The organism is Ekhidna sp., from assembly GCF_965228795.1.
In the GTDB taxonomy this organism is placed as follows: domain Bacteria; phylum Bacteroidota; class Bacteroidia; order Cytophagales; family Cyclobacteriaceae; genus Ekhidna.
In genome coordinates, this window is sequence record NZ_OZ245839.1 from 330,425 (window position 1) to 351,116 (window position 20,692).

Annotated in this window: 23 protein-coding genes; 11 read left to right on the top strand and 12 right to left on the bottom strand. The window is 42.0% G+C overall.

The features are described from left to right. Positions 1-3 precede the first annotated feature (3 nt). On the bottom strand, positions 4-726 hold the full coding sequence (locus tag ACQK2H_RS01410; RefSeq protein WP_425389690.1) for a 3'-5' exonuclease: 723 nt from the start codon (positions 724-726) through the stop codon (positions 4-6). Positions 727-749: 23 nt separating this feature from the next. Continuing rightward, positions 750-1,139, bottom strand: coding sequence for a hypothetical protein (locus ACQK2H_RS01415; RefSeq protein WP_425389691.1), 390 nt, complete (start codon positions 1,137-1,139; stop codon positions 750-752). Between the two features lie 86 nt (positions 1,140-1,225). Between ACQK2H_RS01415 and ACQK2H_RS01420 the strand changes: the two genes are divergently transcribed. After that, entirely contained in the window at positions 1,226-1,921 is a 696-nt protein-coding gene (locus ACQK2H_RS01420) for a hypothetical protein (RefSeq protein ID WP_425389692.1), read from the top strand. On the opposite strand, the gene lipB is transcribed toward ACQK2H_RS01420, so the two are convergent. Together lipB and ACQK2H_RS01430 are read right to left on the bottom strand one after the other, a co-directional pair. Next, the gene (gene lipB, locus ACQK2H_RS01425) at positions 1,922-2,629 is read right to left on the bottom strand and encodes a lipoyl(octanoyl) transferase LipB (RefSeq protein WP_425389693.1); all 708 of its coding nucleotides are present in this window, start codon (positions 2,627-2,629) and stop codon (positions 1,922-1,924) included. A gap of 3 nt (positions 2,630-2,632) precedes the next feature. Continuing rightward, a complete protein-coding gene (locus tag ACQK2H_RS01430) occupies positions 2,633-3,604 on the bottom strand; it encodes a type I phosphomannose isomerase catalytic subunit (RefSeq protein WP_425389694.1) in 972 nt (323 codons plus the stop codon). A gap of 18 nt (positions 3,605-3,622) precedes the next feature. Here ACQK2H_RS01430 and ACQK2H_RS01435 point away from each other — a divergent pair, with 18 nt between their 5' ends. The 3 genes from ACQK2H_RS01435 to purH are packed head-to-tail and all read left to right on the top strand — an operon-like array spanning position 3,623 to position 6,147. Further along, positions 3,623-3,979, top strand: a complete 357-nt coding sequence (locus tag ACQK2H_RS01435) for a YraN family protein (protein WP_425389695.1) — start codon at positions 3,623-3,625, stop codon at positions 3,977-3,979. A gap of 15 nt (positions 3,980-3,994) precedes the next feature. Further along, a complete protein-coding gene (locus ACQK2H_RS01440; protein ID WP_425389696.1) occupies positions 3,995-4,570 on the top strand; it encodes a phosphoribosylglycinamide formyltransferase in 576 nt (191 codons plus the stop codon). 50 nt (positions 4,571-4,620) lie between these two features. Then, positions 4,621-6,147, top strand: coding sequence for a bifunctional phosphoribosylaminoimidazolecarboxamide formyltransferase/IMP cyclohydrolase (gene purH / locus ACQK2H_RS01445; protein WP_425389697.1), 1,527 nt, complete (start codon positions 4,621-4,623; stop codon positions 6,145-6,147). A gap of 106 nt (positions 6,148-6,253) precedes the next feature. On the opposite strand, the gene ACQK2H_RS01450 is transcribed toward purH, so the two are convergent. From ACQK2H_RS01450 to mutY, 7 genes are all read right to left on the bottom strand, one after another. Next, a complete protein-coding gene (locus ACQK2H_RS01450) occupies positions 6,254-6,673 on the bottom strand; it encodes a hypothetical protein (protein ID WP_425389698.1) in 420 nt (139 codons plus the stop codon). Between the two features lie 50 nt (positions 6,674-6,723). After that, on the bottom strand, positions 6,724-8,817 hold the full coding sequence (recG, locus tag ACQK2H_RS01455; RefSeq protein ID WP_425389699.1) for an ATP-dependent DNA helicase RecG: 2,094 nt from the start codon (positions 8,815-8,817) through the stop codon (positions 6,724-6,726). A gap of 198 nt (positions 8,818-9,015) precedes the next feature. Continuing rightward, entirely contained in the window at positions 9,016-9,894 is an 879-nt protein-coding gene (locus ACQK2H_RS01460; RefSeq protein ID WP_425389700.1) for a M57 family metalloprotease, read from the bottom strand. Between the two features lie 196 nt (positions 9,895-10,090). Further along, positions 10,091-10,657, bottom strand: coding sequence for a gliding motility lipoprotein GldD (gene gldD / locus ACQK2H_RS01465; RefSeq protein ID WP_425389701.1), 567 nt, complete (start codon positions 10,655-10,657; stop codon positions 10,091-10,093). 17 nt (positions 10,658-10,674) lie between these two features. Then, positions 10,675-11,991 (bottom strand): gliding motility-associated protein GldE, encoded by a 1,317-nt coding sequence (gldE, locus tag ACQK2H_RS01470; RefSeq protein ID WP_425393117.1) that lies wholly within the window; start codon positions 11,989-11,991, stop codon positions 10,675-10,677. 61 nt (positions 11,992-12,052) lie between these two features. Further along, positions 12,053-12,499: a single-stranded DNA-binding protein gene (locus tag ACQK2H_RS01475; protein ID WP_425389702.1), complete on the bottom strand. Its 447-nt coding sequence runs from the start codon at positions 12,497-12,499 to the stop codon at positions 12,053-12,055. A gap of 6 nt (positions 12,500-12,505) precedes the next feature. Then, complete coding sequence (mutY, locus tag ACQK2H_RS01480; RefSeq protein ID WP_425393118.1) at positions 12,506-13,564, bottom strand: A/G-specific adenine glycosylase; 1,059 nt, start codon at positions 13,562-13,564, stop codon at positions 12,506-12,508. Between the two features lie 93 nt (positions 13,565-13,657). Here mutY and ACQK2H_RS01485 point away from each other — a divergent pair, with 93 nt between their 5' ends. The 7 genes from ACQK2H_RS01485 (at position 13,658) to lipA (ending at position 19,807) form a co-directional block, all read left to right on the top strand. Beyond that, the gene (locus ACQK2H_RS01485; protein ID WP_089355061.1) at positions 13,658-13,948 is read left to right on the top strand and encodes an HU family DNA-binding protein; all 291 of its coding nucleotides are present in this window, start codon (positions 13,658-13,660) and stop codon (positions 13,946-13,948) included. Then, positions 13,945-14,730 carry a tetratricopeptide repeat protein gene (locus tag ACQK2H_RS01490; protein ID WP_425389703.1) on the top strand — a complete coding sequence of 262 codons (786 nt, stop codon included), beginning with the start codon at positions 13,945-13,947 and terminating at the stop codon, positions 14,728-14,730. Before ACQK2H_RS01485 ends, ACQK2H_RS01490 begins: the two co-directional genes overlap by 4 nt. 144 nt (positions 14,731-14,874) lie before the next feature. Continuing rightward, positions 14,875-16,425, top strand: a complete 1,551-nt coding sequence (locus ACQK2H_RS01495; RefSeq protein WP_425389704.1) for an Rne/Rng family ribonuclease — start codon at positions 14,875-14,877, stop codon at positions 16,423-16,425. Positions 16,426-16,510: 85 nt separating this feature from the next. Beyond that, positions 16,511-17,719: a hypothetical protein gene (locus ACQK2H_RS01500; protein ID WP_425389705.1), complete on the top strand. Its 1,209-nt coding sequence runs from the start codon at positions 16,511-16,513 to the stop codon at positions 17,717-17,719. 29 nt (positions 17,720-17,748) lie between these two features. Continuing rightward, positions 17,749-18,126 (top strand): bacillithiol system redox-active protein YtxJ, encoded by a 378-nt coding sequence (gene ytxJ, locus ACQK2H_RS01505; protein WP_425389706.1) that lies wholly within the window; start codon positions 17,749-17,751, stop codon positions 18,124-18,126. Positions 18,127-18,163: 37 nt separating this feature from the next. Continuing rightward, a complete protein-coding gene (locus ACQK2H_RS01510; RefSeq protein WP_425389707.1) occupies positions 18,164-18,871 on the top strand; it encodes a hypothetical protein in 708 nt (235 codons plus the stop codon). A gap of 54 nt (positions 18,872-18,925) precedes the next feature. After that, complete coding sequence (gene lipA / locus ACQK2H_RS01515; protein WP_425389708.1) at positions 18,926-19,807, top strand: lipoyl synthase; 882 nt, start codon at positions 18,926-18,928, stop codon at positions 19,805-19,807. A gap of 7 nt (positions 19,808-19,814) precedes the next feature. Here the strand turns inward: lipA and ACQK2H_RS01520 are convergent, their stop codons facing one another. Further along, complete coding sequence (locus tag ACQK2H_RS01520) at positions 19,815-20,627, bottom strand: M23 family metallopeptidase (RefSeq protein ID WP_425389709.1); 813 nt, start codon at positions 20,625-20,627, stop codon at positions 19,815-19,817. Between the last annotated feature and the right edge of the window lie 65 nt (positions 20,628-20,692).

Below are 20,692 nucleotides of genomic sequence, written 5' to 3' on the forward strand. Positions count from 1 at the left end.
CGGTCATTTTACGATGTTTATCTGACCTGGATCGATCAGAGGTAAATTATTGAGGCGGAGGTAGAGCTGTGCCGTTGCGATTACATCTTTTTGGCAATATTCCTCAATTTTCGTTAACCCATCTTTTTCTTCATAATATGTTTTTGTCACCATTGAGCCATCCAGTTCTTGTTTGCTGGATGGAATCCCAAAGATGTTGGTAAGTAAATCCAGTGAAGTGAAGCTTTTCCAATCGCCAAACTTCCACAACTCCATCGTGTCGATGTGATTTACTTCCCAGGGTTTTTTTCCGGTCATGTTTAGTGACCAGGGGATTTTGATATCGTTGATCAGCATACGTCTGCACAGATATGGAAAGTCAAATTCTTTTCCATTGTGTGCGCATAGCTTTAGGTTGTCCTGATCGAACTTTGCTTCTATAAAATTTTTAAAGTCTGTTAATAATTCTTTTTCGTTATCTAATGCAAGTGTCTTCACTCGCATGGCGGGCTTTCCTTTATGCTGGTAATAAAAGCCCATTCCTATTACAATGATTTTTCCGAACTCAGCGTAGATGGCTGCCCGGTCTTCATAGAGTTCTTCCGGAGTTTTATCATCAGGATTACGAATAAATCCGGCTTTTCGTTCCCAATGTTTCTTTAATGCTGGAGAAAGCTGCTCGATGTTCTCGTTTCCCGAGACTGTTTCAATATCTACGATTAGGAAGTCTTGATAATGATTTTGCAAACTTCAGCGGGTTTGATTAGGTATTAATCATGCAAGATACCCTTCATTTCCAACTCTTCAATGAAGATGAGATTTTCTTCAACAATTGAATCGGGGACAAAGATAAATTTTTTATCGTACACCTGCCCGTCAATGAAATAGCTGACCCAATATTCATTGTTTAAATGGAATACCGATTCATCGATAGGTTCAATTAGTGCGTATTCTCCAGAATCGACAAATGGAAGCATATGGCGTAGCGTGGAGGTTTTTTGCTTTTCTGTTTTTGTTTCACCGTATCCACGTGAAGTGACCATTACATTTTCGAGTTTGTCTTTTGTACGGTTAATCAAGAACACCTTCCAGCCTTCATCGTCTTTGCCGACCACAATATGTACACCTTTTACCGGTGTAAAATCAATGTCTTTTCGCATAATGCAAATTTGGGATCTTTCGACATAAAATAGGCCAACCACTTTCCTTATTCTAGAGGCTTGGTTTAGTTTGCTGCTTTATTCCCATGAATACCAACCAAAACGATAGAATATTCCCTTTTGTCTGGCCCTGGAAGGGTGCCAATAATCAACCACTTAATATCAGGGAGTTAGCTAAACAGAAGACATTTTCAATTTACTACCTGGTTGTTATTTGGTCAATAATTGGGTTGTTGGGCTTTGCTTCTACTCGAAACTGTGAGGATACCTGGCAATTAGCACTTCAGTGTGACTTTGCTTTCTGGGTGAAAAATCTGAGAGAAGATCCGTTGATTTTTATTCGAAACCTGTTTACAACGCTGTTTCTACACAATGGGTTTGACCACATTCTGTTTGTTTCCATTCTTGGAATCCTATTGATTGTACAATCACACGAAGCGATCTTTGGGCCTAAAACAACTGCGTTATTATTTCTTTCCGCATATGTGACAGTTGCTCCATTTTTTGGGGTGTTTTACACTGTAGGTCTAGACCTTTTCCCAGATAGCCGTTTCATGCAGTTCGCTTTTGAAAGAAACTGGATGGGAGGATCGATTGGCATGTTTCAGGTGTACGGGGCATTAGCGACAAAAAGCAAAAAACCTTGGGTTATGCTAATGATACCCGTGGTATTTGAGGCAATTAATTTGTCTCTCCTTGGAATTGATCTTCACATTTCGCTGATGCATTTAATGGCCACTTTTCTTGGCTATGGGATTTCGTTCTGGTTGGTAAAAAAGTAGCTAGTCTATCAGTTCCATCTCAAAGATATTGACAAGGTGTTTTTTTAACTTTTCCTCTACTTCCTTAATATCAACCTCCTGTCCCAGTTCTTTATTAAGGGACGTAACTTGCTTATCCTGAATGCCACAGGGAACGATATAATTAAAATATTCAAGGTTTGTATTCACATTAAAGGCAAATCCATGCATGGTTACCCAGCGACTGCTTTTAACGCCAAGAGCACAAATTTTTCGGGCTTTCTTTTCATCGTCACCATCTAACCAAACACCCGTCAGTCCTTCCACTCTTCCTGACTCAATGCCATAATCTTTTAGTGTCAGGATGACTGCCTCCTCCAGAAATCGTAGATACTTGTGGATATCTGTAAAAAAATGATCCAGATCTAAGATTGGGTAGCTCACAATTTGACCGGGACCATGGTAAGTGATGTCACCACCCCGATTGATTTTGTAGAAAGTTGCTTCCTTTTCTTTGAGAAAAGCTTCATTCGCAAGGAGGTGATTTTCATCTCCACTTTTTCCTAATGTGTAAACATGGGGATGCTCGCAGAAAATCAGATAGTTTTTGGTTTCAACTTGCTCCGATTCAGGGAGTTTACGGTTTGTAATTTTCTGATCTACCGCTTCTTTGAAAAGTTTTTCCTGGAAGTCCCAGGCTTCCTGATAGTCTTTAAGACCTAGATGAATGAATTGTGTTTTTTTATTCACTAGCTATAGTTCTATGTAGGTCTCCAACAATTCAAGCTGACCATCTGGTTCAATGGAGTAATCTTTCATGCAAGCAGGAACCAAAACCACCTCTCCAAACTTGATAGGTTCTCCTTCGATTTTACCTGCACCCCCTACCGCGATATAGATTTTAAAGCAATCAAGTGCTGAACGATTGATCGATTTAGGCTGATTAAGGATCAGTTTGTTTGTTGAAAAATAGGGAGAAGAAACTATTGTATTTGCTTGATTTGGAACTGTTTCATATTCACTTTTCAATTCTTTAGGCTTTGAGAAATCGATAGCGTCAAGCGCTTCTTCCACATGCAACTCACGTTGCTTTCCATGCTTATCAACCCTGTCAAAATCATAAATTCGATAGGTGATGTCAGAGGTCTGTTGAATTTCGGCAATCATAAGCCCTTTGCCAATTGTATGAACTCTGCCTGCAGGTAAATAATACACCTCCCCGGTTTCTACCTTTTGAGATTGTAGCAAATCCATGATTTTTCCATTGTTGAAATACTCCTGGTACTCCTCTCGATTGGTGTCCTTCACAAACCCATTGATTAAACTTGCTCCTTCATCAGCCTGAAGTATGTACCACATCTCTGTTTTTCCCGGGCATTCATGTCTTTTCTGAGCCAACTCATCATCAGGGTGAACCTGAACAGACAAATCCTGATCCGCATCGATAAATTTGATCAGTAGCGGAAACTCATCTCCAAAATGCTGATAGATGGAATTACCAACCAACTCGGCCTTGCTTTCCACGATTAAGTCTGTTAATCGTGTTCCTTTAAGAACCCCGTTAGCCACTTCAGAAATATTTCCAGGAACACCTGAAAGCTCCCATGTTTCACCACAGTTGTCTAGATCACCAAAGTCCTTACCAAGGATGGTTTTGATTTTTTGCCCCCCCCAAAGTTTTTCTTTGAAGATGGGATTGAATTTTAATGGATATAATTGTGACATTGAATAAAAAAATTGGCCATGCGGCCCCTGCACATGGATCGCAAAACTAAGGGTATTCAGGGTGAAGCAATAGCAAAAAGCTACTACAAAAGCCAAGGGTGTGAAATTTTGGAATCAAATTATCGATGCAAACGAGCGGAAATTGATTTCATAGCTCTGCATAATGAAAACCTGCTAATATTTATTGAAGTAAAAAATCGAAGTAGAAAGGACTTTGGTGAAGCAGAGTCATTTGTATCAGAAGCGCAACAGGAGCGAATCAAAGAAGCGGCTGAGGACTACATCTATGCAATCAACTGGAAGAAGGACATTCGGTTTGATATCGTTTGTGTCGATCCTGGTGGCAACATAGAGGTGTTTGAAGATGCCTTCTGATTAATTTTACAACCAATGAGCAAACAAATTAACCTGGCAATCTTCGCCTCCGGGAGTGGCACAAATGCAGAAAATATTGCAAAGTACTTTGAGGATCATGAGCATATTCAGGTCAAAGAGATTCTATCCAACAAAAGGGATGCATTTGTGCATCAGCGAGCAAATGATCTAGACATTCCCTCTTGCACGTTTTCCAGAGAGCAATTTCAGGATTCATCATTTATCAAACGGTTAGAAGATATTGACTACATCATTTTGGCTGGCTTTCTATGGCTGATCCCTAAGTTTCTGATTCAATCGTATAAGAACCGGATTATAAATATCCATCCTGCGCTTTTGCCAAAACATGGTGGAAAAGGAATGTATGGTGGTCGAGTTCACAAAGCGGTTTTAGAGGCAAGGGAGAAAAAGTCAGGAATCACCATTCATCTGGTGAATGAAGAGTATGACAAAGGTGAAACCCTTTTTCAAGCCGAATGTGAAGTGGCGAAAGATGATACACCTGAATCTCTGGCAGAAAAAATTCATAAGATGGAATACGAACATTTTCCTCGTGTGATTGAAGAGTATATCATGTCTCGTTCCAAATAAAACCATCATCGTGGTACCTTTGCAACCTTGAAATAAAACCAACCAAATTCATGTCCAAAAAGAAGATTCAATCCGCCCTTATTTCTGTGTTTCACAAAGAGGGTCTAAGCCCCATTATTCATAGTTTGGAAAAACTAGGAGTTACTATCTATTCTACAGGAGGCACAGAAAAGTTTATTCGAGAAGAAGGGGTAGATGTTGTGCCGGTAGAGAATCTTACTGATTATCCGTCCATTTTTGGAGGGCGAGTGAAGACCCTTCATCCGAAGATTTTTGGGGGTATTCTTCATAGAAGAGACAATGAATCAGATTTGACAGAAGCTAAAAAATTCGAAATCCCTCCGATTGATTTGGTTATTGTTGACCTATACCCGTTCGAAGAAACCGTAGCGAGTGGTGCTGGAGAGGACGACATTATTGAAAAAATCGATATCGGAGGAATTGCCCTGATCCGAGCGGGAGCAAAAAACTACAAGGATGTAGTGATGGTGAGCTCAAGGGAATATTATCAGGATCTGCAGGATATCCTGGATAATCAAAGTGGGGAAACAACAGAAGATGAGCGGAAACTATTTGCTGCTAAAGCATTCGCCACCTCCAGCCATTATGATTCCGCAATTTTTAATTGGATGAATGCTGAAAAGCAAGTACCTGCATTCAGGGTTTCCTCTGCACCAGGCAGAACACTGCGATATGGAGAGAATCCGCATCAGAAAGGATATTTCTATGGGGATTTTGAGGCATACTTCGAGCAAATCCACGGAAAAGAAATTTCATATAACAACCTTGTTGACATTGAAGCTGCCGTTCAGCTGATGGCTGAATTTCCGGATAATATCGCATTTGGAATCTTGAAGCATAACAACGCTTGCGGCATTGCAATGGGAAAATCAGTTAAGGAGGCGTATCAAAGAGCCTTTGCTGCGGATACTGTTTCGGCCTTTGGAGGGATTCTAATTACCAACCAGGAAGTTGACAAAGCGGCAGCAGAAGAAATGAGCAGCTTGTTTTTTGAGATCCTGATTGCACCGACGTTTGCAGTAGACGCACTTGAGATTTTGGAGAAAAAGAAAAACCGAATCTTGCTCATCCAGAAAAAACCGTGGATGCAGGAAGTTCAATACAAAAGCTTGTTGAATGGCACGATCGTTCAGGATTACGACCTGAAATCTGAAACCAAGGATGATCTGGAAGTAAAAACCAAAAAGGCTCCAACGGCAGATGAAGTGGAGGATTTAATTTTTGCCTCTAAAGTGTGTAAGCAATCAAAATCAAATACCATCGTCTTGGCTAAGAACGGACAGCTGCTTGCCAGCGGTGTAGGTCAGACATCCAGGGTGGATGCATTGAATCAGGCAATTGAAAAGGCGGGTAAGTTTGGTTTCGACCTCAATGGTGCAGTGATGGCATCTGATGCATTTTTCCCGTTCCCGGACTGTGTGGAAATTGCACACAAAGCAGGGATTACTGCTGTGATTCAGCCGGGTGGCTCCATCAAAGACCAGGACTCCATTGACTACTGCGATGCAAATGGCTTAGCAATGGTTATGACCGGGACGAGGCATTTTAAGCACTGATTTTTTAACCACAGAGGAATCAAAGAATCCACAAAGGACACAAAGGCTGCCTATCAAAGACTCTGTGGTCTCCGTGATTTTCTCTGGGTTCTTTGTGGTAAGACCCTTAAGAAGTCAACTTCATTAGCAAGTCCACTAACTCTCCTTTCTTCATTCCTTCGAAATGTTTTTTTCGTTCCGAATCACTCATAGATTGCAATTTTTTTGCAAAACTATCACCTAGCACTTCAGCCGCATGATTTTCCGGAGCACCGAAAATCTCGATTTCGTCAATAGCGGTATTCATAACTTCTCGCCCTTTGAGTTTTGCAGTTTCAACGGGCTTGTACTTAGAGCTTGAGTCTCGCAATGCCCAGCTGCTGTAGTCGATCTTTAAATTATCAATCTGCTTGGCACGGGGGTCATTTTCTCCAAAAATTCGTTCGAGGACGGTGATCGCACTGGTTTTCCAGGCTTCCAGATCAAAGGTTTCTTCCTCCAATTTGGAAATTTGCTTCTTGAGAAGTTTGATGTATTGGGATTTCATTTAGTGTTAAGTTAATTAGTTAAATGGTGAATTAGCAACAAGTCCCCCAATTAACTAATCCTCCCCCAATTAACGGCATTTTTACTAAAAGAGTCAATGTGCGATTTAATCATTCGATGCTCTGGTTTTTGAAGGTTTGGATCTGCTTTCAGCATATCCTGAGCTGCGATTCGGGCCACCTTCAAAATTTCTCCGTCCTTTACCAAGTCGGAAACTAAAAGATCAAGCACTCCACTTTGTCTTGTTCCCATCAAATCACCTGGCCCTCTCAAAGCAAGGTCCACTTCTGCGATTTTGAACCCATCGGTGGTGTCCACCATGGTTTTCAGGCGGGTGCGCCCTTCAGTGCTGAGCTTCAAACCGGTCATCAGGATGCAATAGCTCTGATCACCCCCTCTGCCGACACGCCCTCTCAACTGGTGCAACTGAGAAAGCCCGAAACGCTCAGCATTTTCAATCACCATAATGGTTGCATTTGGCACATTCACGCCTACCTCAATCACTGTTGTAGCAACCATGATCTTGGTTTCGCCTTTCACAAAGCGCTGCATCTCCCATTCTTTGTCCTCCGCCTTCATGCGTCCATGCACGATGGAAATCTGATAATTTGGGAAACGGCGAGTCACGCTTTCATATCCATCCATCAGGTCTTTGTAATCAAGGGTGGCCGATTCCTCAATCAGTGGAAACACAATGTAAGCCTGTCGGCCTTTTTCTAATTCCTTTTCCACAAACCCAAACATTTCCAGGCGCTTGTTGTCGCGATAGTGCATCGTTTTGATTGGCTTCCTCCCTGCCGGCAGTTCGTCTATGACTGAAATATCCAGATCCCCATAGAGTGTCATGGCTAATGTTCGTGGGATTGGAGTGGCAGTCATGACCAATACATGTGGGTAAACATCCTTTGTCTTGGTCCAGAGCTTCGCTCGCTGTGCCACACCAAAACGATGCTGTTCATCGATTACGGCCAAGCCTAGGTTTTTGAATTTCACTTTGTCTTCAAGCAAGGCATGTGTGCCTACCAAAATGGTGATGGTTCTTGACATCAACCCTTCGTGAATGAGTTTGCGTTCAGATTTTGGTGTAGAGCCAGTCAACCGTGCCATGTGAATACCCAGCGGCTTGGTCCATTCCTGCAATCCCTTAAAATGTTGTTCGGCCAAAATCTCAGTTGGGGCCATGAAGGCACATTGAAAACCGGAACCAATCGCAATCAGGATGGAAAGAAAAGCGACCATTGTTTTTCCACTCCCTACATCTCCTTGTACCAGCCTGTTCATTTGCTGACCGGAGCGGAAGTCCGCATAAATTTCTTTCACCACTCGTTTTTGGGCACCCGTCAGTTCGAAGGGCATGTGTTTTTCATAAAACTCGTTGAGGAGGTCGCTCTTATTTATTATGACTCCTTTGTATTTCTCGGTTCGGGCAATTTTCAGTTTGATCAATCGAAGCTGAACAAAGAACAGCTCTTCAAACTTCATTCGGTTTTGAGCAACAGCCAGTTGTTGCGCATTGCGAGGAAAATGCATAGCAACCACCGCCGTTTTCTTATCCATCAATTTGAATTGCTGGAGGAGGTGATTCGGTAAGGTCTCAGGAATGTGATTGACGGCCTCCACTAAAAGCACCTTCATCGCTTTGGTGAGGAACTTACTGTCCAGTCCCTTCTTTTTCATTTTCTCAGAGGTATGATACACAGGAATCAGGTAGCCTCCTTTGGCGTTCTTTTCAGTGAGCACCTCCACTTCCGGGTGAGCAATGTTGAATTTGCCGTTGAATAAAGTGGCTTTACCAAAGGCCACATACTTTACTCCTATGGTGAGACTTTTTTGAATCCATTGTATTCCCTTAAACCAAACCATCTCAATGGTGCCTGTATCGTCAGCAAACGTACCGACCAACCGAGCTTTTCGGCCCATACCGATGGTCTTGAAAGACTTAAACTCACCAATGATTTGGACATAAGGTAAGTCCGGTTGCAATTCTCTGATTTTGTAGAATTTGCTGCGATCCTCATGACGAAAAGGGTAATGCTGGAGAAGGTCACCAAAAGTGAATATCTGCAATTCTTTGTTGAGTGTCTCGGCCCGCTGTGGACCTACTCCTTTCAGGTACTCAATGGATCGATCAAAGAATGGGTGCATGTGGCTAAGATAAACCGAAGCGAAAAAAGAAAGGGAGCCTAAGCTCCCTTTGGTTCACCTTGTCATCTTCTCATAATAAAAGGTGATGGTTAATCAACCTTGCAATATAATATTTTGTCTCGAAATAAAACAACAAAAAAAGGGAGCAGTTTAATGCTCCCTTTCATACCCTTTATTGGTTTAAGCTTTTTCTGTTAATTAGTATAGGTAATCAAGTGCTGTTTTGTCGTCATTGTTAAAATCACGATTGCTTCCGTCAGTACATGCAAGCATCCATGATTGCTTAGAAAGTGACGCTCCGGTTGGAGTTCCAGGGATGTGGATTGCTCCAACACCACCATCACCTTCATTAGAAGTTCCACCACCACATGATATACTTCTATCGAAGTAATCAGTGTGACGGAAACCAATACAGTGACCCATCTCGTGAGCAATAATGGTAGCAATGCCATTAGTGCTAAGTCCGTAAGAAGACTCTAACACGCCACTCATTTTGATTTCTCCGTAAGGATCACCTGAGTTTGTTGGGAATCCGGCAGATCCAAGAACGCCTCTTCTTTCATCTCTTTTTGAAAGACGAGTCATTACTATGTCAGCACCTGATGAGTTTGTAACTCTTTGGAAAGAAATGGTAAGGTTTTCAGCATTGTATCGTGAGATCGCTTCGTCAAGTCCGGCGATCATAGCAGGGCTGTAGCCACCGCTACCTCCTCCACCTTTTTTGCCTTTTCCGCCTCCGCCACCAGATCCTTCTTCAGGAGCATAGATAGTGATCACTCGACCACCACCTGCGTTCACAAGGTTATTGGTTCGGTACTGTTCTACAGAAGGAACAGCGTTACCTCGACCCATCTCCGCAATGGTTGCATCGGTTAGGTAGATGTCTCTTTCCACCAGGTATCCATTCTCGAAAGTTTCCACAGGGAAGTTTTCTACATCAAATCCAAGAGCAGCAATCTGTGCTACAACATCATCTGGAGCTGAAAAATCTTCAACTACAGGCTCTTGCTCAGAGCAAGAAAAAAGGGTGATACTTGCGATTAAAGCAAGCGATAAAATATTATTAATTCTCCTCATAATTATTAGGTTTTTAATAAAGGGTATTTTTTACAACATTGCAATATAACAGAATTTTATTCTGGTATAAACCATTTAAACAATATTCAATAGATCATTCTAAATGTTAGGATGAAATAAAACAACACCATATAGGGTGGGGTAAAAAAGAGTAATATTCAGAAGATTGTTTGGCTAACAGTCTCTCAGTTGTGTTTTATCTCCACTTCAAAGTGGTTAATAAGTGGATCATATCCAGTTTCAAATAATCAATTACAGGAGCGAGTGAATCGTTTTTGGTAGCGGTACGGAAATACAAAGCGCCTCGCAAAAAATGGTCGGTACTGTCAATGTCAGTAACATGAAATTGCGCTTGTGTTGGTACTTCACCCTCAAGCTCTGTAAATGAAGCATAAAGCCCACTTGGCAACTCAAGAATACTCTCTTCGATTGCATAGGCTTTTACATTGTGTTGTGAAGTCAGTTTATAAGAGTCACTGAGGTATTCCCGAATGATGGAATCAGTAACCGGCTTATACGTTATTTGTATAGTTGCCCCCATGTCCGGGTAGTGGAGGTTTATCCAATATCGTTCAGTTATCCAGCTGGAATCTCGAAGTAGACGCGAATGGTTGGAGTATTCAAAGAAGTAAGGAAGTGAATCAGGTAACGGCTGATAAGAAGCTGCAGGTAAATCTATTCGATTGTATCCTTTGGGTTTTGGCAGGTAGTCACCGCCGCAGGCAAAAAATAGAAAAGAAAGAAGTATCAATGAATATTTCATGGCTCGCAAAGCAACTACTAATCTTCAAACCCTGCAACGTTACTTTTATCGGAATTGATATAAACCCTCAGGCGTTTGATTCGACGCTGATCCACTGCTACTACTGTGAAAACAAAATGCCTGAAACGAATTTTTTCTCCTGCACTTGGAAGCTTGGTATTGATCTCCAACAGTAATCCTCCCAGGCTCTCACTCTCTCCTTTTACTGAATCAAAGAGTGAAATATCAGAATCAGTGATTTTACAGAAATCATTCAGAGAGGTCTTTCCTTCAAAAATGTAGGTTTGATTATCAAGTTTGTTGTACGCTACATCACTCTCATCATCAAATTCATCATTGATCTCACCCACAATTTCTTCAATTACATCTTCCATGGTGATGAGTCCGGAGGTACCACCATATTCATCTATAACGACAGCAATATGAACTTGCTTTTCCTGGAAATCTTTAAACAGATCATCAATTTTTTTACTCTCGGGAACAAAGTATGCCGGTCGAAGGAGGTGTTGCCATTCAAAGTCTTCTTCTTCGCCTATGTGAGGTAGCAGGTCTTTGATGTAGAGAATTCCATCAATCTTATCAACAGTTTCGGTGAAGATCGGAATTCTTGAATACCCGGTCTTGTTGATCTGATTCATGAGTTCGTGAAAATGAGTCTCCCTGTCAATGGCAGTAATATCCATTCTGGATTTCATTACCTGCTTAACAGACAAAGTCCCAAAGTTTACAATTCCTTTCAGTATCCCTTTTTCTTCATCGGTTACCTCCTCTTTTTCCACAGAAATCTCCAGCGCTTGATTGATTTCCTCTACTGATAAATTGTAGCCTTTTTTCTCCATACGCCTCTCTATTAGACCTGTGATAGTCATTAGGAACCAGGAGATTGGTTTGAAAAGCTTGTAAGAAAGCAACAGTAGACCTGATGTCAATTTTGCAAAGGCAGTTCCGTTATGGTTGGCATAAACTTTTGGGATGATCTCTCCAAAAAAGATGATCAAAACAGTAATGACCGAAGTGAGGATAACGATTGTTAATCCCTGTTTGCCTTCATCTCCTACTATCTGCCAGGTGGCAAAGGTGGAAATGGTCACGATAAAAATATTTACGAGATTGTTGAGAATCAGAATGGTAGCGAGGAGTCGCTTCGGGTGATGTAAAAGTTGACTAATCCTTTTCTCTTTTACATCAAGGGAGGTATTAAACTCCTTAATCTGATTATGTGTAAACGAAAAGAACGCAACCTCTGATCCGGAAATTAATCCGGACAGGCCCAGTAATACCAACACCACTATTCCATTAAGCAGGTAAAACGAAACTGGCATCTCTGCCATCATGTTCAAAAAAACCGTGGGGAATGGATCGTCTAATGATGTTTCCAAGTAGTCTTAATTTAATTTAAAATGGGAGATCATCTGTGGCATCTCCTGCTGATGTATCAGCCGCTGGCGCTGACTCCTGAGCAGGTTGGCTCTGAGCGTAATCCCCTGATTGCTGAGATGATCCACCTCCGCCACTTCCACCTAGCATGGTCATATTATCCCCTACAACTTCAGTAGTGTAGCGGGTCACTCCGTCTTTTTCCCAGGATCGAGTTTTTAGCTTTCCCTCTACATAAATCATGTCACCTTTTTTCACATACTTTTCAGCAACTTCAGCCAGACCTCTCCATAGTACCACATTGTGCCACTCTGTTTGTTCCCTTCTTTCCCCTGTCTGACGGTCTTTGTAGGTCTCAGAGGTTGCCATTGAAAAGTTGGCAACAGTTGCCCCATTTTCAAGGTGACGTACTTCCGGGTCTTTTCCAAGACGGCCAACTAAGATTACTTTATTTACTCCTGACATATCAAATTATTTGATGCCTACTCGTTGTAGGTAATTTACGATTAGTTTAGGTTTTGGCAAATTTAGCATTTCCTCAACGGAATACGACTTTAACGCACTGTTTTGTATTACGTTGTTTTGATCTTCCCCGGAAATAGTTAGCAGATAAAACGAAGCGTAGATTTTTTGATGACTGAGTATATGCTTCATTGGCTCAGAGACCTCTTCGATTACAGAATGCTTTAACCCAAACCGATCGGTAACATTTCCCAATACTTCTTCGGTAGGGAGACTTCCTTCAAGGAGGAAAAAATCAAACAAACCACTCCATACATCCTTGTCTACTCGTTCATTCAGAAGGTACTTGTCTTCATGCTTAAAAACAACGTAGTGAAAATGCCGATCTCGGACTTTCGTTTTTCCTGTTTTGACAGGAAGCACCTTTTGTTGTTTTGTGCTGAAAGCAAAGCAGTCCATACGAAATAGGCAAGACTCGCATTGGGGCTTAGGGGCACATACCGTTGCACCAAACTCCATCATTGCCTGATTGAAAGTTCCAGGCTCTTTTTTAGGAATTTCTTGCTGAAGCACTTTTTCAAATACACTTCTGCTTTTTGCTTTCGAAATATCATCAGCTATTCCAAAGAATCGGGAAGCAAAACGAAAGACATTCCCGTCTACTACAGGTCTGGGTTCATCAAAACATATCGACGCAATGGCCGCCGCTGTATAAGGACCAATTCCTTTTAATTTCAGTATTTCGGAATAATTATTAGGAAAGTTACCATCAAGGTCAAAGGCAACATGCTTGGCTGTAGTGTGTAAGTTTCTTGCTCTGGAGTAGTACCCCAGTCCTTGCCAAAGCCTCAACACTTTTTCTTCAGGAGCACTGGCCAAGTCTTCAATTTCAGGAAAAGTTTTCATAAACGACTCCCAATAAGGCATCCCCTGATCCACTCGGGTTTGCTGTAGGATGATCTCTGAAAGCCAAACCGGATATGGGTCTTTGGTTTTTCTCCAGGGAAGATCACGCTTTCTCTCTGTATACCAATTAATTAGCCTTTCTGAAAATGTTTTCCCCTCGATGACTTAATAATTTAGAAATCCTTTTTTTATGTGAAGGTGCAAATTTAATTTTGGCCTCCCAATTTTTAACACCCACCTATAAACCAGACAGTTGTGACAAAAGCTGATGTGATAAACGAGATATCGGACAAAACAGGAATTGATAAGGCAGATGTGCAAGCTTCAGTAGAGGCTTTCTTCACGGTTGTGAAAAACAACATGGCCAATGGCGAGAATGTTTACGTGCGGGGATTCGGAAGTTTTGTAAATAAAAAGCGCGCAAAGAAAATCGCGCGAAATATCTCCAAGAATACCGCCATCGTAATAGACGAGCACTACATTCCTTCCTTTAAGCCCTCTAAAATTTTTGTAGAGAAAATTAAAAACTCGCCTAAAATCAAGTGACAAGAACCCAACTAATTCTTGTATTAGGAGCGGCAGCATTGGTTGTCGTTTTATTTCAACTCCCAAGAAGCGTAGTTGAAAACGAGCAGCTTCAGGAGGTGACTCAAACAGAGAGTCATTCCATGGAAATTCCTCAAGAAGTTGAAACTCAGATCAATGAGTTAAGAAGATTAGTTGAAGAGGAAGGAAATATTGATAAAAAAGCTAACTTTGCGCACTCTTTGGCGAGGCGCTATCTTGATTACGGAATTGTAGATAGTGCAGCGAGATATGCTGAACGCATTCACGGATGGTCAGAAGGGCCGTCCGAATTGGCAGCAGACATCTATTTCACAGCTTATGAGAGGTCTCAGGGACCGGATCAAGCAAAGGAATATGCATTAAAAGCCAGAGAGGTGTTGCAAAATCTTCTGGATAAAGATCCAGATAATCTGGTAGTGAAGAACCGATTGGCGATGACAATGGTTGTTTCTGAAAACCCGATGGCAGGGATCAACATGCTGAGAGAAATTTTGGTTGTTGATGAGACAAACAGGCAAGCCATTTTAAACTTGGGATTACTTGCCATCCAAAGTGGTCAGTTTGATCGAGCCAGAGAACGTTTTGAAAAACTTGTGTCACTGAACCCAGCAGACCATGAAGCGAAGCTTTATCTCGCGGTTTCATTGATGGAAATAAATCAACAATCGCAGGCACGCCTGCTTTTGGAGGAAATATTGGCAACACAGGATTCCATACCAGCCGTTAAAGTGATGGCAGGGGATTACCTGAATAGCCTTTAAAACATTTTAAAAATTTTAAAAATTAGAAATTATGCCTTGCGGTAAAAAAAGAAAGAGACATAAGATCTCCACTCATAAGAGAAAAAAGAGACTTAGAAAAAACAGACATAAGAAGAAGTAATAGGCACCCTTTAATCAATCGCTATGAGTAATGAACTTATCATTAACTCAACTCGCGAAGGATGTCGTATTGCTTTACTTAAGGATAAAAGGCTTGTAGAGTTTCATCAGGACGGAGGGGGACAAACCTTCAATGTTGGTGACATTTATCTGGGATCAGTTAAGAAAGTCGTTCAGGGATTGAACGCAGCTTTCATCGATCTGGGATACGAGAAAGATGCCTTTTTACACTATCTGGATTTAGGACCACAAGTCCAATCACTAAACAAATTTACCAAGCTAACGCTGGCAAAGAAACTGAACAGCACTCGACTGGCAGGTTTCAAAACAGAGCCGGACATCAACAAGCTTGGGAAAATGAATCAGGTCCTCACGAAAGGACAAAAGATTTTAGTGCAGGTAGTAAAGGAGCCAATTTCTACAAAAGGCCCACGACTTTCATGCGAGTTGTCATTGGCAGGTAGATACCTGGTAATGGTGCCGTTTTCAAATACGGTAAACGTATCAAAAAAAATAACTGATGGTCAGGAGCGTAAGCGCTTGCAACGGCTAATCAGCTCAATCAAGCCTGAAGGCTTTGGTGTGATTATTCGCACTGTTGCCATGGGCAAGGATGTAAAAGAGCTGGATACTGACTTGCGAAACCTTGTTGATCGCTGGGATGAGGGCATGAAAGCCCTTCCAAAAGCGAAAGTTCGAGACAAGATCATCGGAGAAATGAATCGCGCTAACTCCATTTTGCGCGACGTTTTAAATGAGAGCTTTGATAGTATACAGGTAGATGATAAAGACCTGTATCAAGAAATCAAGACTTTTGTTAAAGGGATTGCTCCTGATAAGGAGAAGATTCTAAAACAATACACAGGTAAAGCCAAGATTTTTGAAGCTACCGGAGTAGAAAAGCAGATGAAGACCTCATTTGGTCAATCTGTAAGTATGCTCAATGGGGGTTACTTAATCATCGAGCATACGGAAGCACTGCACGTTATCGACGTAAACAGTGGTAACAAATCCAACAAAGAGGACAACCAGGAAGACACGGCACTCAAGGTAAATCTGGATGCTGCTGAAGAGATCGCTCGTCAGCTAAGGCTGAGAGATATGGGAGGAATCATTGTTGTTGATTTCATCGATATGCGAAAGATCGATAATAAGAAAAAGCTTTTCGCAAAGATGAAAGAGGCAATGAAAGACGATCGGTCTAAGCACACGATCCTTCCTCTTTCCAAGTTCGGCTTAATGGAAATCACACGTCAGCGTGTGCGTCCGGAGCTTTCCATCACTACAAAGGAAGTTTGTCCGACATGTAGCGGTACCGGAAAAATTTCGGCTTCTATTCAGGTGGCAGACCAGGTTGAGAATACCATCAAATATTTCTTTGAGTCGCAAAACGAGAAGAAAATCACGGTGGCACTTCATCCGTATTTGTATACTTACTTCACGGCCGGTATTTTTTCACGTCGTGTTAAATGGTTTCTGAAATATTTTCGTTGGGTTAATATGGTGGAGGACAGCTCAAAGGCGCTCACTGAATTTGAAGTGCTCAACGCTCAGGGAGAACCTATTCAGATTTAGCCCAAAACACCAGGTGATGCATCGATTCGACGAAATCGTTGAGATTATCACCTAAATTACAAACCTTTGGGCGACAGGTATTTGGATGAAAAGGCTTCTAATCATAGCATTTGTAATTGGCTCGGCGGTTTATACCGCCGATGCTCAATTGATCGAAGACTCTGATCGGAGACTTAAAACCAAGAAGGTAGAGCGTAAAGGCTTCTTGTTCTTCAGATCTAAAAAGAAGACAAAAAACAGCGATGGTATTCCCGGTGCTGATGGCAGAACTTCTCCTCGCTACTCAAGTGCTGCATCTCCCTTTAAGTTTTCAGGACGGACCAGTCCAAGATATTCACCGGCAAAAGTGCGTGAGAGAAGATACACCTCGTCACCACGCTATTCCGGAGGTAATCCATTTCGCGGACGTGACTATAAAGTAACTCCAAGATATTCTTTCGGGAATCCTTTCAGGGGTAGTCAGTATAAAGTTACTCCGCGGTATTCCGGAGGCAATCCTTTTCGCTCCAAAGATTATCGAGTTTCTCCTCGTTACTCTCCATCAAATCCATTCAGAGGCAAGGACTACAAGGTAAACATTCGATATTCAGCAGGAAGTCCATTCAAGGGAAGAGACTATAAAGTAACTCCGCGGTATTCTCCTTCCAACCCTTTCAGAGGGATGAAGTACAAAGTGACCCCCCGATATTCAGGAGGGATGCCTTTTAGGGCGAAAGACTATAAAATCACTCCACGCTATACACAGGGAATGCCTTTTAGAGGCAAGGACTACAAAGTAACACCTCGCTATACGCCAGGGATGCCTTTTAGAGGCAAGGATTATAAAGTGACCCCAAGATATTCGGAAGGAAACCCATTCAGAGGCCAACGCTATAAGGTAAGCCCTAGGTATTCGCAAGGGATGCCTTTTAGGGGCAGAGACTTTAAAGTAAATCCGAGATATTCAGCCGGCAATCCGTTTAGAGGACTTAATTACAAAGTAAAACCAAGGTATACCGGGACAAAATTCGGTTTGTTTAGAGACAGGGATGAATGGGGGCAATCAAAGTATTATCAGGAGTCCTCCATGTGGGAGGGAGATTTGAAGATCAGGCACCATCGCATAGGCGATCAGCACCCGAGCAGCAACTATCACATGGCCATGAAATTCAATAGCCCTAAAGTGCGAAAGATGTTTAGGAAATGGAATGTTTTCTGGACACGCCTCCACGGGAACAAGCACAACTCAAAAGGGGTTAAAGAACCAGTGAAAGAACCGAAGTTTGATAAGAAGGAGCGAGTGATCTGGAATTAATCAAACTTGCTAAAGATTTAAGATACAATATGTTGTCCGGCTTATTTTCAAAATCAGAAAAGGTAGATATACCCTGGAAGCAACTAAAAGATGTTTCCGACTTAAATGAAGTAGATGAGGTTTCAAAAAATAAACCTGTTTTGCTTTTTAAGCATAGCACGCGATGTTCCATAAGTGCCATGTCACTGTCAAGATTTGAGCGAGGATATCAAGGGGAGTCACCCTTCGAACTTTATTTTTTGGATTTAATTGCTCATAGAGATGTCTCTAATCAGGTTGCTGAAAAATACGCTGTGAGGCATGAATCCCCACAAGCGATCCTAATTAAAAATGGGAAGGCAGTGTTTGATTCATCTCATATGGGGATTAATTATTCGGAGTTGAGCGATGAAGCAAAAAAACTTTAGGGTTCTCCGCATTATTTTTGTTATGGAATAACCAGACATGAAGAAGACGTACATATTCATTTTGCTAATACTTCCATTGTTAGGAAGCGCCCAGCTTTTTGATGGGGAGGATTTTGAATATACGTCGGAGTGGATCTGGGGCATCAATAAAAACACTAACGGAGGACTTATCGGAGGTTTGATGCTAAGGCATAGCCGGAAAAAAGCCAATGACGTCTATCATACGTTTGGGCTGGAACTATCCAATGTAAAGCATCCGAGCGAAGCTCGATACATTGGTTTAAGCGGAGCAGGGTTCATTTACGGTAAGTCCAATTACCTCTATGCCATTCGAACAAACTACGGGCTGGAAAAACTGATGTTTAGAAAGGCTAACCAGCAAGGAGTACAAATCAGCTTTGCTGCTGCCGGAGGACCAACTTTTGGCTTAATTACCCCATATTACGTGCTCAGCTCAGACCAACAATATGACCAGTTTAGTCTGGTTAAGCATCCATCACCGCAAAGTATAGCAGGACCGGGAAAACTTTTTCAGGGACTTGGAGAATCCAGCTTTGCACCCGGACTCCATGCGAAAGGCTCCATATTTTTTGAGTTTGGAACCTACAGAAGCAATGTGGCTGGAGTAGAAGTAGGCGTAATGGCGGAAGCATTTACGAAAGAAATTATCCTTGTTCCTTCCCAACCGAACAAATCTCTTTTTACTTCTGTTTTCTTCACGTTATTCTGGGGTACCCGAAAATAAGGGGAATCGCCTAGTCCTGATTAGATTTGCACTTTTATATCTGAATTGTAGCGTATGATTGATTTACCAGTTGTAGAAAAACCGGAAAGAAAGAAAAAACCGAATTGGTTGCGAGTGAAGTTGCCTGTGGGGGAGAACTATGCCAAGGTGAGAAAGCTGGTAGATCAGCACAAACTTCACACGATTTGTGAGAGTGGTAACTGCCCAAATATGGGCGAGTGCTGGGGAGAAGGAACAGCTACGTTTATGATTCTAGGAAATGTCTGTACCAGAAGCTGTACGTTTTGTGCAGTGGCTACCGGAAGGCCTCCGGAATATGACGAGGAGGAGCCAAAGCGTGTAGCTGAAGCCATCAAACTGATGGGAGTTAAACATGCGGTGCTTACATCTGTAAACAGGGATGAGCTGAAAGACAGAGGTGCTGAGATTTGGTATCAGACCGTCGTGGAAACGAAGAAAGCTTCTCCGGAGACCACCATTGAAACACTGATCCCGGATGTAAAAGGAAACTGGGATGCACTATATCGTATGATCGAAGCAGGACAGGAAGTGGTTTCACACAACATGGAAACCGTCGAAGGCCTATATAGAAGGGTTCGCCCACAAGCTAAGTATCATAGAAGTCTGGAGCAAATCAAACTGACCTACGAAGCAGGCAAGCGTACCAAGTCAGGTATCATGCTGGGCCTTGGCGAAACGGATGAGGAAGTTTACAAAGCAATGGACGATCTGGTGGAACATGGTCTTCACATTTTGACTCTTGGACAATACCTTCAGCCGACAAAAAGACACATAGAAGTTGCCGAATTTGTTCATCCGGATAAATTCGATCACTTCCGAGAAGAAGGACTCAAAAGAGGGCTTAAATACGTAGAGTCAGGGCCGTTGGTAAGATCCTCATACCATGCAGAACGTCATGTGAATGTGCCAATCTAACGATTGACTAATAGTTGCGTTCGTACGTCTCTTTTTCATTTAGATAGTCAGCACTTTGACCGTCTCCAACAAGAAACTTTGTTTTGATTGTTTCGCGCCTAGTCATGCGCTGCAAAAAGACCTCTAAATGTAGGTGAGGCCCGGTACTCCAACCGGTGTTGCCACTTTGAGCAATTACTTGTCCTTGACTGACATATTCACCAACGTGAACAAGGGCACCATTTTTCTTCAGGTGTGAATATTCTGCAAATGTGCCATCCGGATGTTGCACAATGATGTAGTTGGCAAAGTCAATGCACTTGGGCTTGTCACAACCTTTTTTATTATTCTCCACCACTTTTACAACCACACCTTCTCGGATCGCTGTTATTTTCGTTCCTTCCGGCATGGTGAAATCCACTGCCTTTTTATCCTGATGAGAAAACGATCCATTGTATCCTTGATGAATGGTGTATGACGATCCTTTCTCAAAAGGTAGTTGATACTCATACGTACTATCGTAGGTTTCCAGGTTATGATCACCAAAATTTATAAGGCAGTTGTAAGACATGCTGTATGACTTACCTCTTTCTTTTATGAAAACTTTAGTGAGAATCACATCTGTTTGCAATGGCTCAACCAGGTACACTTTTTTCTTCCCTTCTTCTGCTTCCATGTTCATTAGTTTAAGACTAACCATGACAGAAACAGCACAGGGTTCATTATTTCTGGCGTATATGATAAAGCCATCATCTACTTCTTTATGATAGACTTTCGCATTAATATGGGCAAAGGCATGCCCCACTGTGATAGTGAGTAGTGCCAACAATAGCTGTTTCATTCCACAAGATTTCCGATAGCTGTCTGTGAAATTAACTTGTAAAAATTAAAACTGGGAGAAAAACG

Coding starts and splice junctions, on each gene's coding strand:
- ytxJ (WP_425389706.1), top strand. CDS start 17,749: ATGTTGTCCGGCTTATTTTCAAAATCAGAAAAGGTAGATATACCCTGG.
- ACQK2H_RS01450 (WP_425389698.1), bottom strand. CDS start 6,673: ATGAAATCCCAATACATCAAACTTCTCAAGAAGCAAATTTCCAAATTG.
- ACQK2H_RS01500 (WP_425389705.1), top strand. CDS start 16,511: ATGAAAAGGCTTCTAATCATAGCATTTGTAATTGGCTCGGCGGTTTAT.
- ACQK2H_RS01475 (WP_425389702.1), bottom strand. CDS start 12,499: ATGTCAGGAGTAAATAAAGTAATCTTAGTTGGCCGTCTTGGAAAAGAC.
- ACQK2H_RS01415 (WP_425389691.1), bottom strand. CDS start 1,139: ATGCGAAAAGACATTGATTTTACACCGGTAAAAGGTGTACATATTGTG.
- ACQK2H_RS01520 (WP_425389709.1), bottom strand. CDS start 20,627: ATGAAACAGCTATTGTTGGCACTACTCACTATCACAGTGGGGCATGCC.
- ACQK2H_RS01460 (WP_425389700.1), bottom strand. CDS start 9,894: ATGAGGAGAATTAATAATATTTTATCGCTTGCTTTAATCGCAAGTATC.
- ACQK2H_RS01420 (WP_425389692.1), top strand. CDS start 1,226: ATGAATACCAACCAAAACGATAGAATATTCCCTTTTGTCTGGCCCTGG.
- purH (WP_425389697.1), top strand. CDS start 4,621: ATGTCCAAAAAGAAGATTCAATCCGCCCTTATTTCTGTGTTTCACAAA.
- ACQK2H_RS01440 (WP_425389696.1), top strand. CDS start 3,995: ATGAGCAAACAAATTAACCTGGCAATCTTCGCCTCCGGGAGTGGCACA.
- recG (WP_425389699.1), bottom strand. CDS start 8,817: ATGCACCCATTCTTTGATCGATCCATTGAGTACCTGAAAGGAGTAGGT.
- gldD (WP_425389701.1), bottom strand. CDS start 10,657: ATGAAATATTCATTGATACTTCTTTCTTTTCTATTTTTTGCCTGCGGC.
- gldE (WP_425393117.1), bottom strand. CDS start 11,991: ATGATGGCAGAGATGCCAGTTTCGTTTTACCTGCTTAATGGAATAGTG.
- ACQK2H_RS01430 (WP_425389694.1), bottom strand. CDS start 3,604: ATGTCACAATTATATCCATTAAAATTCAATCCCATCTTCAAAGAAAAA.
- ACQK2H_RS01435 (WP_425389695.1), top strand. CDS start 3,623: ATGCGGCCCCTGCACATGGATCGCAAAACTAAGGGTATTCAGGGTGAA.
- ACQK2H_RS01495 (WP_425389704.1), top strand. CDS start 14,875: ATGAGTAATGAACTTATCATTAACTCAACTCGCGAAGGATGTCGTATT.
- lipA (WP_425389708.1), top strand. CDS start 18,926: ATGATTGATTTACCAGTTGTAGAAAAACCGGAAAGAAAGAAAAAACCG.
- ACQK2H_RS01510 (WP_425389707.1), top strand. CDS start 18,164: ATGAAGAAGACGTACATATTCATTTTGCTAATACTTCCATTGTTAGGA.